Source organism: Kitasatospora sp. NPDC033851 (genome assembly GCF_055576085.1).
Window position 1 is genome coordinate 41,035 of record NZ_JBVIRL010000036.1, and the last position, 13,404, is coordinate 54,438.

The 13,404-nt window shown below is 71.6% G+C and carries 12 protein-coding genes and 2 pseudogenes; 9 read left to right on the forward strand and 5 right to left on the reverse strand.

The window, feature by feature from the left end:
* Positions 1-179 precede the first annotated feature (179 nt).
* A complete protein-coding gene (locus ACZ51D_RS38645; RefSeq protein ID WP_465664916.1) occupies positions 180-572 on the forward strand; it encodes a nuclear transport factor 2 family protein in 393 nt (130 codons plus the stop codon).
* A 102-nt stretch (positions 573-674) separates the two neighbouring features.
* Positions 675-2,150, forward strand: a complete 1,476-nt coding sequence (locus tag ACZ51D_RS38650; protein WP_465664918.1) for an FAD-dependent monooxygenase — start codon at positions 675-677, stop codon at positions 2,148-2,150.
* Between the two features lie 806 nt (positions 2,151-2,956).
* Here the strand turns inward: ACZ51D_RS38650 and ACZ51D_RS38655 are convergent.
* A pseudogene (locus ACZ51D_RS38655) lies at positions 2,957-3,064 on the reverse strand (IS5 family transposase); the annotation flags it as partial.
* 408 nt (positions 3,065-3,472) lie between these two features.
* On the opposite strand from ACZ51D_RS38655, the gene ACZ51D_RS38660 reads away from it, so the two are divergent.
* The 7 genes from ACZ51D_RS38660 (at position 3,473) to ACZ51D_RS38690 (ending at position 10,068) form a co-directional block, all read left to right on the forward strand.
* On the forward strand, positions 3,473-4,273 hold the full coding sequence (locus ACZ51D_RS38660; RefSeq protein WP_465624468.1) for a maleylpyruvate isomerase family mycothiol-dependent enzyme: 801 nt from the start codon (positions 3,473-3,475) through the stop codon (positions 4,271-4,273).
* Between the two features lie 432 nt (positions 4,274-4,705).
* Entirely contained in the window at positions 4,706-4,978 is a 273-nt protein-coding gene (locus ACZ51D_RS38665; protein ID WP_465664919.1) for a transposase, read from the forward strand.
* Complete coding sequence (locus tag ACZ51D_RS38670; RefSeq protein WP_465624464.1) at positions 4,932-5,612, forward strand: transposase; 681 nt, start codon at positions 4,932-4,934, stop codon at positions 5,610-5,612. Before ACZ51D_RS38665 ends, ACZ51D_RS38670 begins: the two co-directional genes overlap by 47 nt.
* Positions 5,581-6,264: a hypothetical protein gene (locus tag ACZ51D_RS38675; protein ID WP_465664920.1), complete on the forward strand. Its 684-nt coding sequence runs from the start codon at positions 5,581-5,583 to the stop codon at positions 6,262-6,264. Before ACZ51D_RS38670 ends, ACZ51D_RS38675 begins: the two co-directional genes overlap by 32 nt.
* A gap of 532 nt (positions 6,265-6,796) precedes the next feature.
* The gene (locus ACZ51D_RS38680) at positions 6,797-7,492 is read left to right on the forward strand and encodes a hypothetical protein (protein ID WP_465624460.1); all 696 of its coding nucleotides are present in this window, start codon (positions 6,797-6,799) and stop codon (positions 7,490-7,492) included.
* A 132-nt stretch (positions 7,493-7,624) separates the two neighbouring features.
* Entirely contained in the window at positions 7,625-8,428 is an 804-nt protein-coding gene (locus ACZ51D_RS38685) for an IPT/TIG domain-containing protein (RefSeq protein ID WP_465664922.1), read from the forward strand.
* A gap of 158 nt (positions 8,429-8,586) precedes the next feature.
* Positions 8,587-10,068: a beta strand repeat-containing protein gene (locus tag ACZ51D_RS38690; RefSeq protein ID WP_465664923.1), complete on the forward strand. Its 1,482-nt coding sequence runs from the start codon at positions 8,587-8,589 to the stop codon at positions 10,066-10,068.
* Between the two features lie 22 nt (positions 10,069-10,090).
* On the opposite strand, the pseudogene ACZ51D_RS38695 reads toward ACZ51D_RS38690, so the two are convergent.
* From ACZ51D_RS38695 to ACZ51D_RS38710, 4 genes and pseudogenes are all read right to left on the reverse strand, one after another.
* Positions 10,091-10,480 (reverse strand): annotated as a pseudogene (locus tag ACZ51D_RS38695) (ATP-binding protein); the annotation flags it as partial.
* Positions 10,481-10,585: 105 nt separating this feature from the next.
* Entirely contained in the window at positions 10,586-11,539 is a 954-nt protein-coding gene (locus tag ACZ51D_RS38700; RefSeq protein WP_465664925.1) for an ATP-dependent DNA ligase, read from the reverse strand.
* 79 nt (positions 11,540-11,618) lie between these two features.
* Positions 11,619-11,804, reverse strand: coding sequence for a hypothetical protein (locus ACZ51D_RS38705; RefSeq protein ID WP_465664927.1), 186 nt, complete (start codon positions 11,802-11,804; stop codon positions 11,619-11,621).
* Between the two features lie 578 nt (positions 11,805-12,382).
* Entirely contained in the window at positions 12,383-12,835 is a 453-nt protein-coding gene (locus ACZ51D_RS38710) for a hypothetical protein (protein WP_465624448.1), read from the reverse strand.
* Positions 12,836-13,404: the final 569 nt, after the last annotated feature.

Below are 13,404 nucleotides of genomic sequence, written 5' to 3' on the forward strand. Positions count from 1 at the left end.
GCTCCGCCGCATGAGCAGTCCCAGGGCGTCGGCGATGTCGTGTCCCGTCGAGTTCTTCACCTCTCGAGATTAGCGTGCTTGGCACACGCTTTCCTGGTACAGTCAGAAGCGTGCTTAAGGCACGCATCCCCTGACTGGCCCAGGGCGGGCCACGCCCGCACCCAACCGAAGGAATCCCCATGAACCACACCCACGCCCGCGCCGCCCTCACCGACCTCCTCCTCACCCCGGGCCTCGACCTCGACGAGGCCGCCGACCGGCACTTCGCCCCCGACTACCGCCAGCGCACCGACGGCGAGTGGGCCGACCGCACCGAGTTCCTCGCCCACATCGCCTACCTGCGCACGGTCGTCGCCGGCGGCTCCGTCGACGTCCACGAGGAACTCACCACCGGCAACCTCTACGCCGACCGCCACACCATGACCGTCACCAAGACCGACGGCTCCACCGTCCGCATGGAGGTCTACCTCTTCGCCGAGTTCGCCGCCGACGGCCGCTTCCGCCGCATCGAGGAGACCACCCTCATGCTCGAAGGCGCCGACACCGACCGGAACCTCGGCAGCGCCCGCTGAGCCACATTCCCACCAGGCGACACGAGGCCGGCCCCGTCCCGGCACATCGGCGCGCGCCGCCGTCATGGCGCAACATCCGAAAAGCGAGAGGAAGTGGTTTTCGTGCTCGACGTGCTGATCGCCGGGGCCGGCCCCGTGGGGCTCTGGCTCGCCGCGGAGTTGCGACTGCACGGGGTGGAGGTGGCCGTCGTGGAACGCCGGGCGGCGCCGGACGGACGGTCGCGCGCGGTCGGCATGCAGGCCGGCACCCTGGACACGTTCGCCACCCGGGGCCTCGCGGAGCGGTTCATCGAACGCGGCACCCCGGTACCGACCGGCCACTTCGGCGCGGCGGCCACCCGGCTGGACTTCTCCACGGTCGGGGCGGTGCACCCCTTCATGCTGGCGCTCGGTCAGTCCGTCACCGAACAACTCCTGGAGGAGCATGCGGTCGCCGCGGGAGCCCGAGTGCTGCGGGGGGAGGAGGTTGTCTCGCTCACCCAGGGGCCGGACGCCGTCGAGGTGGTGCTCCGGGCCGCCGGCACCCACCGGACCCTGCGGGCCCGCTGGGTGGTCGGCTGCGACGGTACCCGCAGCGCGGTGCGCCAGGCGGCGGGCATCGGCTTCCCCGGTCAGGACACCACCCTGAGCGGGTGGCTCGCCGACGTCGAACTCGACGATCCACCTGCCGCGCCGCTCGCCGCCACCGGGCCGGCCGGTTCGTTCCTGGCAGCCCCGATCGGCGACGGTGTCCACCGACTGGCGGGCCTGTCCACGGCCACCATGCACCACGGCACCGGCGAACCGCTGACCCTGGAAGAGGTGCGCGAGCAGACCCGCGCGCTGCTGGGACGGGATCTCGGCATCCGCAACCCGCGGTGGCTTTCGCGCTACGGCAACGCCACCCGCCAGGCCGCGCGGTACCGAGCCGGACGGGTGCTGGTGGCCGGGGACGCGGCGCACATGTTCTTCCCGGCCGGTGGGCAGGGCATGAACCTGGGCATCCAGGACGCCACCAATCTGGGCTGGAAGCTGGCCGCCACCCTCCAGGGCCGGGCGCCCCACGGACTGCTCGACAGCTACGACACGGAGCGCCGGCCGGCCGCCCGCGCCGTCATCGACAACACCCGTGCGCAGCTCGCCCTGTTCGCGGCAGCGAGCCCGGAGCAGATCGCGCTGCGCGAGGTCTGGTCCGCCGCGCTCGCCGAACCACGGACCAACCGCCAGTGGGCCCGCCGGATCGCCGGTTTCGACGACCCGCTCCCCGCCGACACCGAACCCCGCACGCACCCGCTGAACGGCACCCGACTGGCCGGCCTCGCCCTGAACACCCCGAGAGGTGCAACGACCGCCCACCCGTTGATGCACCACGGCCGACCCCTACTGCTGGACCTCGACGGGACGCGGACACCGTGCCCGACGGAGGGCCTGGAGCAGCAGGCAGGAGCCGTCAACGCCAACACAGCGCATCCAATCTGGCTGGACGTCACCGCCGTCCTCATCCGGCCGGACGCCCGGATCGCCTGGGCCAGCACCGACACCGACCCGCAACGCCGTGCTGCGGACTGCCTCACCGCCCTGCGAACCCTGTGCCGCTGAACGCCGCCGTCGGCCGGTGGTGGTGGCTCCGTCCCGCGGTCCCGCCGTCCCGGCCGGGTTCTGGTTCCGGCCGGCTGGTACCGGTGCTCCCGGTGGTGCTCCCTGTGGTGCTCGCCGGTCCAGCTGCGCCGCCGGCCCGCCAAGTGCCCTGCCGCTCCTGCCGGCCCGGATGCCGGCCAGCCGGCCGCCCCCTGCTGCCTGGCGCCGTCCCCGTCCCCGTCCCCGCCCCCGGCCGTGGTCTGCCAGCCTGCCGCTGCCGCGCCGGTTGGTGTTGCCTGCCCCGACCAAGCGCGAGCAGGTGGCCGCCCTGGTCTCCGCCTCGGACGATCCGTGGTGGGAGGGGCGCTCCCAGTGTTGGTTGTGATGGAGGTTCAGACGGACCCGCCGTTGTCGCTGGTGGTGTTCCAAGCGGCGTGGTAAGCCGTGAGGGCTTCGCTTAGGCGCTGGGTCGGCGGGGGTGTGGGGGAGGCGGATGCGGCGGTGGGTGAGGTGGGCGGTGTCCCGGCGGGCATGGGGGAGTACCACGGTGTTGCGGTGGTCGATGGCGGTGATCAGGCGTTGGAGGACGTGGTCGGCGGCGGGGGAGAAGCCGGCCGTGCCGCGCGTGACGAGAGCGCGCGCGGCGGCGAGGAGTTCGGCCTGGGCGGCGGTGAACGTCTCCTCCGTGCGGGCGTGCGGTGTCGGTGTGCCGACGGCCGGGGTCTGGTCCGCCGGGTCGGGCGGTGTCTCGCGTGCCGTGGTCCGTGCGTTCGGCGGCGGGAAGGGAGGAGTTCGTCGTGGGCGGCCCTGCCGGCGAGTCCCAGTGAGGTCTTCTGCCGCTCGACACGCCAAGCGGTCAGGATCGGCTCCACCAGGGCCCAGCGGGCGTCGGACAGGTCACTTGGATAGGCTCTGCGCTGCGGCTTGCTCGTCATAACTCAACTGGTACGCCTGGGAGTTGAATCATCCCATCACTCACAGGAGTGAACCAACTGTGTGGCATACGAGACATTTTACTTGAGGAGTGCTGGTCGAACGGGAGTCACCTGAACTCCCGACCCGACCGGTCCTCCTCCGCCGTCGTGACCTCCGCGTCCATCACATCGAGCGGCAGCATGACCGCACGCACCGGGTGGACGTCACGTCGCCGAGGCACCCGGCCGCACGGCGAGGCCAGAGCACCCACAGGCGCGACGCCTGGCGTACTGCCACCACCAGCGTCCTCGCAGCAGTGCGCAGCTTGTCACCCGAGCGGTGGGAGGCGAGGACGTCCGCAATGGCCAACCGGCGGCGACTGTGAAAATCGCTGTCCGATCACCGGAGCATGGTGATAGACATCCGGCGTGGAAAAGAATCTTGAGTTCCCCGACCTGTTGCGACTGATCGATGAACGGTCGACCGCCTTCCGTGCCGTGGTCGCCGCCGCGCCCGGTCTCGACGCACAGGTGCCGACCTGCCCTGGGTGGACGCTGTTCGATCTGGTGAAGCACCTGGGCGGGGGAGACCGCTTCTGGGCCGCCATCGTCGGCGCGGGGCCCGCCGACGCGCCCCCGGCCGAGGCCGTCGCCGCGCGCGCCGCGCTGGAAGTGCCGCAGGAGCGTGAGGCCCTGCTGGCCTGGCTGGACGCGTCGACGCAGCTTCTGCTGGGCGCCCTGCGCGAGGCAGGACCGGAGAGCGGTTGCTGGACGTGGTGGCCCGCGTCCCAGTCACCGCAAACCTCCGGCGGCACCGCCCGGCACCGGGTCCAGGAGACTGCGGTGCACACCTACGACGCCCAGCTCGCCGGGGGCGCCCCGCAGCCGCTGCCGGTCGAGCTGGCACTCGACGGTGTGGAGGAGTTCCTGTTCACCGTCTGCGCAACGCCGAGTGCCTGGCCGCACAAGCCCACGGCCTTCGACTTCCACGCCGCCGAGGGCCGCTCCTGGCGCCTCACCGTCGACGGCGACGGCGCACGCGTCACCCGCATCCCCGCGCCCACCGCCGCGACCGGCGAGGACACGGACGCAGCCGGCGCCTCCGTCCACGGCACGGCCAGTGAGTTGGTCCTCTACCTGTACGACCGGATCCAGGCCGACTCCTTGCACGTTGACGGAGACGCAGGGCTGCTCGACCTGCTCCGCGCCTGGGAGCCGGAGGAGAAGTAGGACACAGCGGGGGCGGTTGGCCGCGCCTCGAGCCGGTAAGACACGACTCTTCGCCAGGTTCGTCAGTCGCGGCCCCGGGCTCAAACCCGCGAGGCGGCCTCGGGGCGTCACCAAGCCGACCGTCTACCTGGATGGCAGTGCGAATTCGTCCGTCCCAGCGATCACGAGAAGCGACGCGACTGCCGTCGTCCCGATCTCGTCGAGAAGTCAGTCGATCGGGTGACTGCGGCGGCTGCCGTGCATGAGAGCAGGGCCTCTTGGTAGCTCGAAGGGCGTCGAAGCCAACGTGCGGTCCAGGAGGCCCTGTTGTCGCATTTCTACGGCAACGCGGGAGTGGGGTCCACTTCGGCCACTCGCGCGTGTGACTGTCTGGCTCACAGGTTCGGGAACGCCAGAGACCACGGGGCGCGCGAGCGTCGGTATCCCACCGACATGTCGGACGCCGAGTGGGCGGTGGTCCGGCCACTGCTGCCGGTGCCGGGCTGGCTGCGGGGCCGGGGCGGGCAACCGGAGGCTTATTGCCACCGCGCGATGCTGGACGCGATCCGCTACCTGGTCGACAACGGCACGAAGTGGCGGGCCCTACCTGCCGACTTCCCACCGTGGGACCCGCCTGGTCCGCGAGCGGGCCGGGCGGGACTCGGAGCCGGGCGCGGGCGTGATCGACTCGCAGTCGGTCAGAGCGGACGCGGTCGTCGGCTCTGACAGCCGCGGCTTCGACGGTGGCAAGCTGATCAACGGGCGCAAGCGGCACGTCGTGGTCGACACCCTTGGCCTGCTGCTCGCGGTGATGGTCACCGCAGCGGATGTGGGCGACCGCGCCGCGGCCCAGGTCCTGCTCACCCAGGTCATTGCCGCGCACAACCTGCTGGCCCTGGTCCGGGCCGACGGCGGATACACCGGCAGCCTCGTCGAGTACTGCCTCGCGGCCCTCGCCCTGGGCCTCGCCATCGTCAAACGCAGCGACGCATCGACCACCACCAGGCGGCCGACGCCATCACGTTCGATGACCCCGCCCGCTACGCCGCCGCTTCCTCAGCCGGCTGCGGGCGATGACCCGGTCCTCACCGGACAGCTCGGCCCAGAACTCGTCCCCCCACACCACATGAGAGGCCCGTACGGGCGGGAAGCTGACCGAGCAGCAGACCGCGCTCCTGGACGCGCTCCACCGGCACGCCGAGACCGTCGCCGGCTGACCCGCCCGTACGCCTCGCCATCCCGGCCCACCCCGCCCGGGACGGCCCACCCCGTTCCCGACTCCCGGAGGCACCGCGCGATGACCGACACCACCCCCCGACCCCGCCGACGTGCGCGCGGCTGGGGCGGGCCGCCTCCGTAGCCGGCCCGCCCCCGCTGGCCGGGATCTGGGCCGCCCGGTCCTGGACTCGCCGCTGGCGCGCGGCTCGATGTGGCTGCGCTGGACCGGTGACGACGGCATCCGCACCCCGCACCAGGGCGCCGGTCTGGCCCGCGGCTGGACGGAGAGGGACGTTGACGCCCTGGACGGCTGGGTGGCCCTGGTGGAGGGCCGGATCGTGATCGAGGCCGGCCCCGACGGCCAACCCGTCGTGCACGCCGAGGCCGGGTCGACGCTGCACGCCGCCCTGGCCCAGCACCCCGCCGACGACGACCAGGCCGACGACATCGAGCCCGATGCCCAGGAGCACCCGCTGCTCGGCGACGTCCGCATCCGGGTTCGCCGCCGGGCGGCCGGGAAGACCCTGGACACCAGCGAGCAGGCCCTGCACCAGGCCCGGTTCGGGGAGCGGTGCGCCGACCGGCATGCTGACGTCGGCCACGAATCCAGCGCCGCCACCGCGGCCGCCGCCCTGGCCGAATGGCAGCGCGTGCGCGACCACACCGCCGGCACCGGGGCCCGACGCCCACACGCCGCACTGTCGTCCAGCCGTCGCAGGTACGGGTCCGACGGTTCCGGTGCCGTGAACGGATGTGCCCGCGATCGACCTTTGTCGAGCCGGCAGCGGGGCTGACCCTCCGTCACGGTCGGCGGAGCCAGGGCCTGCAGAGCGCACTGCAGGAGCTCGCCCTGGCCCTGGCGGGGCGGCCCGGGTCACACCTGGCCGAGACCTTCGCGGTCCCGGTAAGCCGCTCCACGCTCCTGCGGCCATGCCGCTGGAGGCGGCCGAGTGCCCCGATGCCCTGCGATGCCGCGACCGCTTCGGCGGAGTCGGTCCCCGCGCCACGGCAGCCACATCATGTTCTGACGCAGCGGTTAGCTCATCCCTTCTCCGCACCGCCCGTAACGACACACGCGATGTGCTCCGCTGAATGGGTGAACTACCGGTCAACCCTCTTGTCTGCACGGAAGCTCAGATGACTTACTCGTAGCGTCCGATCAGGTGGGCCGCCCATCCCTCCGTTGGGGAAGGCCGCCCATGCAGGTTGGTGGTGTGGGTGCCTGCCGCACGTCCGCGAGGGCGCCCATCGGGGGAGGCTGTTGGCCGGGGTGCTCGTTCGGTGCACTGGCTGACGAGGGTGGCTCATACGTCCGAGGAGGCGTTCTTGCGAGCCATCACCATGCTTCGAGCGCTGTTCGGGACCGGCGCTGTCGGTGCGCTCGTGTTCACCGCCCCGGCGGCACACGCGCAGACCGCGCGTCCGGCGCTGGCGGTGATCGTGCCGTGCAGCGAAGCCGCGTTGGTGAGCGCCCTCAATGCGGCCAACGCCGCCGGAGGCGGGGACCTGAGCCTGGCACCGTTTTGCACCTACACCCTTACCAGCGCCCACAGTTCGGGGGGCGCCGGTGGACCGGCGGGGCTGCCGAACATCACCACGCCGATCACCATGACCGGGCTGGCCACCGAGATCTCCCGTGCGTCGGGAGCGCCCGCGTTTCGCATCATCGAGGTGGACGGGCCCTCGCATCTGCCCGCCGACAACGGTCAGCTCAGCTTGACCGCGGTCGCCATCAATAACGGTGACGCCGGTTTCGGGGTGGGCGGCGGCATCGCCAACCTCGGCGGGTCGGTCGCCGTGACCGGCGGAGGTGTCAGCAACAGCCGCGCCTCGTTCGGCGGCGGCATCTACACCGACACCGCGCTGACGATGACTGCCAGCAGCGTCACCGGCAACACCGCCACGGTCGACGGCGGCGGCATCTACAAGAACGCCGGCTCCGCCACGCTGCTCGTCACCAACGTCTCCGGCAACACCCCGGACAACTGCGCCGCCACCCCGCCCCTGACCGCGCCCTGCTGAGGCCGGCGGGCGGCCCACGGCGCCCAACTCGACCACAGAGCCGCAGGTTGACGGCGAAAGCGCCACATCGCCGTGCTCACGCCCCAGGCGCTGTGGCACCCAACCGATCAGCATCAGCGAAGGAGATCCGCCATGGCACCCTCCATCAGCTCCATCTCGCCCACCTCGGGCCACTCGGGTCAGACGATGACCATCACCGGCACCGGTCTGGGGAGCTTGAGCACCACCAAGGTGAACTTCGGCACCAGGACGGTCACGCCCACCGCCGCCAGCAGCACCTCCGTCACCCTCATCATCCCGTCGGGGTGCTCCGGTCAGGCCAACGTCATCGCGACCGTCTCCGGGGTCAACAGCAACAGCAGCGCCTTCTTCTACGTCGCCGCCCCGACGGTCACGTCGCTGACCCCCAGCATCGGCCCTGCCGCACCCGGCGCCATCGACGTCTTCGGCACCGGTTTCGCGACCGCGACCTTGGTGGCCTTCGGCACGGTCGGCACCGCTGTCCCCACCGTTCTGTCGGACAGCCACCTGACCGTCACCCCTCCGGGTCACGGCGCCTTCACCGACTGCACCGACTCGGCGGATGCGACCGTCACCGCCACCGGCGGCACCAGCTCCCCGATCGGGGCGGCCGGTCAGTTCACCTACTACAAGCTGCCGGCGGTCACCGGCGTGACGCCCGGCACGGGGCCGGCGGGCACCGCCGGGGTCATCGTCGCCGGCACCTGCTTCGTCGACGTCAGCTCCGTGACGTTCACCCCGGTCGGCGGTGGCGCGGCCGTGCCGGCCGACAACGTCAGCGTCTCCGCTGTGGGCACGCTCACCCTCGACGTCCCCGCCAGCCTGGCGGTGGGTACCACCTACGACATTCAGGTCACCACGCCCGGAGGCACCAGCCCGGCCGTCGCCGCTGACCAGTTCGCCGTCACCGTCTGAGCCCCGAGCCCCGAGCCTGGACACCGGAGCGGGCGCGCGGCCCTCCCGTCACCGCCTCCATCGGCGCGGATCCGACGGGCCGCGACCGCGGACCCACTGTGCCCTGGCCCGCCTACGGCGGCCAGGGCACCCTCATCAGCGATGCAAAGGAGCACCCGATGGCTCCGGTCATCAGCGGTATCAACCCCAACCACGGGCCAGCCGCAGGGGGTACGGCCGTCACGATCAGCGGCAGCGGCTTCACCGGCGCGACCTCGGTGAAGTTCGGAACCGCGCCGGTGCCATCCTTCACACTGGTCAGCGACAGCCAGATCATCACCACCGCTCCTGCGGGCACCGGTTCGGCCGCGGTCACCGTCACCATGCCGCTCGGCACGAGCAACGGCGTCACCTACACCTACGGTGCCGGGCCGGTGATCACCGGTCTGAGCCCGGCCTCGGGTGCGGCCGGCACCTCGGTGATCATCAGCGGCTCGGGGTTCACCGGTGCGTCGTCCGTGCACTTCGGAACCGCCTCGGCGACGTTCGCGGTGCTGAGCGATGCGCAGATCCAGGCCACGGCTCCCGCGGGCTCCGGCACCCTCCAGGTCACGGTCACCACACCGGCGGGCACCAGCAACAGTGCGGCCTTCACCTACACCGCCACACCCGCGATCACCGCGGTGAGCCCGGCCTCCGGGCCAACGGGCGGCGGCAACACGGTGACGATCAACGGTGCCGGGTTCACCGGCGTGACGTCGGTGCACTTCGGCAGCGCCTCGGCACTGTTCACGGTGGTCAACGATGCCCAGATCACGGCGACGGCTCCCGCGGGCACCGGTTCCGTCCCGGTCACCGTCACCACCTCGGCGGGCACCAGCAACAGCGTGGCGTACACCTACGTCAACGCACCGGTGATCACCGGCCTGACCCCGAACCAGGGACCGACCAGCGGCGGGAACACCGTCACCATCTCCGGCACCAACCTGTCGGGCTCGACCTCGGTGCTGTTCGGCACCCACGCCGCCACGATCACCGCCAACACCGGCATCCAGATCACGGTCACGGCACCCGCGGGAGCCGCGCAGTCGGTCAACGTCACGGTCACCACCTCGGCGGGCACCAGCAACCTTCTGCCCTACTTCTACGTCGCGTCCCCGGACGTCACCGGCCTGATTCCTACCATGGGTCCGAGTGGTGGCGGGAACACCGTCACCCTCTTCGGCTCCGGCCTGGCTCTCACCAGCGCCGTGCACTTCGGCTCCGCCGCGGCCACCAACACCAACGTGGTCTCCGACAGTCAGATCACGGTCACCGCGCCCGCCGGCACGGGGACCGTCCTGGTCACGGCCACCACACCAGGCGGCACCAGCACCATCGGGCTGGGCAACGCCTACTACATCTACGTCGCACCACCGGTCATCACCTCCCTCAGCCCCGCCCAGGGTTCGGTATCCGGCGGGGACGACGTCCTGATCAGGGGAAGCAACCTCACCTACACCGACGCCGCGCTCTTCGGCACCGCCCCGGCGTCCTTCGCCGCCGTCTCCGACACCATGGTCGTGGCCACCTCACCGGCCCATGCCGCCGGCCTGGCCACCGTCACCGTCCACTCCCCGGGCGGCACCAGCAACGGCGCCACCTTCCAATACCAGCCGTAGCCCACTCCGAACACCAGCGTCACTTGACTCGGAAGCCGGCCATGGCGGCGGCGGAGCCAAGGGCGATCAGCAGGTGCGACTTTCCGGTCCCGGAGTCCCCGATCAGGCAGAGAGGCTCGCCTTTGCGGATCCATTCGCAGCTGGCGAGGTTGTCGATCTGTGCCTGGTTGATGTTCGGGTTGGCAGAGTAGTCAAAGTCGGACAACCACTTCGGCTGGGGGAAGCCGGCCATCTGCAGGCGCCTCTCGGATCGGCGGCGGTCCCGCTTATCGCACTCGGTCATCAGCAGCTCGGCCAGCATGCCGCGGTAGGTGAGCTGATCGCGTTCAGCTCGTCGGATGATCTCCTGGTAGTGCGCGAGCACGGCCGGGAGCCGCAGGACTCGGCAGGCGGCCGGTGCGGCGGTACCCGCGCAGCCGGGTAGTGCACAGTGACCCCGCTGGGTGCGCTCGGCGGCCTCGCCGGCCCGATCGCATCACCTTCGACCCGCCGAACGGGCCAGGCCGGCTGCCGTAGTTCAGTCGCGGAGCCCGCGCCACACCGGTTGCCGGAGCCGGCCGCTGTCGGTCAGCTCCAGGAACTCGACTTCGGCGTGGCGCTCGGGCCGGACGAACCGGACCTCGGTGCCGCGCGCCAGCCCCAAACCGCCGCCGGCAGTGAAAGGCGACACCGGGACGGCGAGGCGGCGCAGCGCGGCCGCCAGCGCGCGTCTCTCGGGGCCGACCATGCCGCTGCTGACCGAGCCGACGAACAGCAGGCGGTCATGGGGTGTGGTGGGGACGCCGACCAGGACGGCGCGCACCGAGTCCCCGGTCGGCCCGCCGGGTAGCCAGCCGCCGATCACGACGTCGGCGGTGCGCAGGTGCTTGATCTTGGTCCAGTCCCGGGAGCGGGTGCCGGGTCGGTAGAGGGAGTCGAGCCGCTTGGCGACGACGCCCTCCAGGCGGTGTTCGCGGGTCCACCCGTAGGCTTCGGCGACCGAGTTCCAGACCGGTGGCACCCGCAGGTGCGGCCGCTCCAGCTCCAGGCTCTCCAGCAGCTCGCGCCGGCGCGCGTACGGCTCGCCGAGCAGCGACCGCTCGCCGGTGTGCAGCAAGTCGAACGCGACGTACAGGGCGGGCGCGGCTGCCGCGCCGGCTTGCACCGCGGCCGGGCGGGTGTGGTGAATACGGCCCTGCAGCGCGGCGAACGACGGGACGCCGGTGCGCATCACGACCAGCTCGCCGTCCAGGACCAAGGGGCCCCGGACCTCCGTCAGCGCGTCGGCGACCTCGGGGAACCGTCCGGTGAAGTCCGCCCCGGAGCGGCCCAGCAGCCGCACCGGCGCCGCCTCGGGCACGTACGCGACGGCCCGCGCCCCGTCCCACTTCAGCTCCCCGACCCACCCGGAACCGGACGGCAGCGGGCCGGCCGTCGCCAGCATCGGCTCGATGTGGGGCAGCCGCACCCGCGCGGACCCTCGGGCACTCACACCCACCATGGTGCCGCCGGACACCACCCGGAGCGGAACCGGATACGCCCGGCCAGCCGATACCAGTCATGCCCATCCGTCAGTGCGGACGACGGCCGCTGCGCGGGAGCCTGTGGGTGGGGCCGGCGTTGTGCCAGGCGGTGGTGATCTGCTCGAAGGCGTTCTGGAAAACGAGGTCGCGGTCCTGGCCGAGGAAGAGGGTGATGGCCCCGGTCTGCACGGTGGGCAGGTCGAGGGTGAGGACGGTGAGGTGCCGCAGTCTCACCTGCTGGCGGCTCTCAAGAATTCCCCTATGATCACGCTCTGGAGTCACGCCCGCGGGGGCTGCAGCGATCGCGAACGCGGACTTGACCAGCCATTGCTAAAGGAGCGTCCGGCAGGCCGCCGGACGTGCCACATAGCGAGCCGCAGCCGCCGCCCCAGTTCTGAAGGCAGACGCGAGCCCGCTCGCCGCCCGGGCCCGGCGGCAGCCGACGAGCCCACCGACCTCGAACGCCCGATACGCGTCGCCCAGCGGCGCGGCCAGGTCGACCCCCAGGCGCCGGTGCCAGAGCAGGTGCACCGCCTCCGCCCGCGCGACCGCCGGACACCGGATCGACTCCACCAGGAGCCGCGAGCTGATGCAGACCCTCCCGAAGGAGGAGAGCACCCACGAGTACGGGATCCACGGACAGTGGACCCGCCGCCCCGGCGGCCGCTGCTACCCCTGCCACGAGAAGCACCAGGAGCAGCAGGAGGAGGAGTCCGCCGCCGCGCTCAAGTGCTTGGAGGAGGACCGTCCGCAATGGCGAGTTCAGCGCTCCGCGCCGACGCTGAATGTCGGCGCGGAGTCCCGAGGCCGTCTCAGGTGCCGGTGGCCCACAGCGGCTGGTGGCTGGGGCCGTAGATGACGAGGTTGCCGTCCTGTTGGAATACGAGGGTCGCGCCCGAGTTGCCATAGGTGCCCGAGGCCCACAGCGCCGGGCTGCCACCGTACGCGTAGACGACGAGGTTGCCGTCGGGCTGGAACTTGGCGGTCGCGCCGGAGTGGTTCCAGGTGCCCGAGGACCAGATCGGGGTGGCGGTGTTGTTGTAGATGACGAGGTTGCCGTCGTTCTGCATGGCGAGCTCGTAGTTGTTGACGCAGATGGTCTCGCCGGGGGCGGTCCCGAAGCCCCCGTTGAAGGTCCAGTCGTCGTTGGAGTTGGTGTACTGGCACTGGTACGGGAACGGGTATCCGGCGTGCGCCGCGGGCGCGACGGTCATCGCGGCGGCGCTCGCGACGGTCAGGAGGCCCGCGGCCAGGGTCTTACGCATCGGTGGTGATGCGCCTGGTCGACGTCCTGCTCGTCGGTGCCGCGGCCGCCGTCCCGCCGCGCTCCTTCTTCTTCTTCTGCTGCTGCACCAGCAGCGGTACGACGAGGAGCGAGAGGCCAAGGCCCAGGCCCAGCTGGAGGCAGCCCGCGCGGCCAACGCCGCGCTGCTGCGCCCGGCCCGGTCGCTGTGACCTGCACCGGGGAGTGACCGGTGACAGCGAGGCCGGGTGGGGCGTACGGAAGCATGCCACCGGCCTATGTCCCTGTCTTTGCGCGGGCCGCGTGGGTACACGGCGTGAGCTGGCGCGTCGCAACCTGGTGCGCTTCGCGAGCCGCGTTCCACGCTCTCGTGCGTGCAGGAACGATCTTGCATCCTGAGGTCGGGCGCCTCCCGTCGACCTGGCCGTTCGGCCGTCACGCTGTGCTTGTCGATCACGGTCCGGGGCGGGGAGAAGGCCGGTGCCACGGGTTCGGCGCTCCGGCTCCCGCTGTGTCCTTCGGAAAGGGGTCTCATGTCCGACCGTCCAAGCCGTCTCAGGCGGCTTTCTCGTGCGCTCGTCGTCCTGGCCC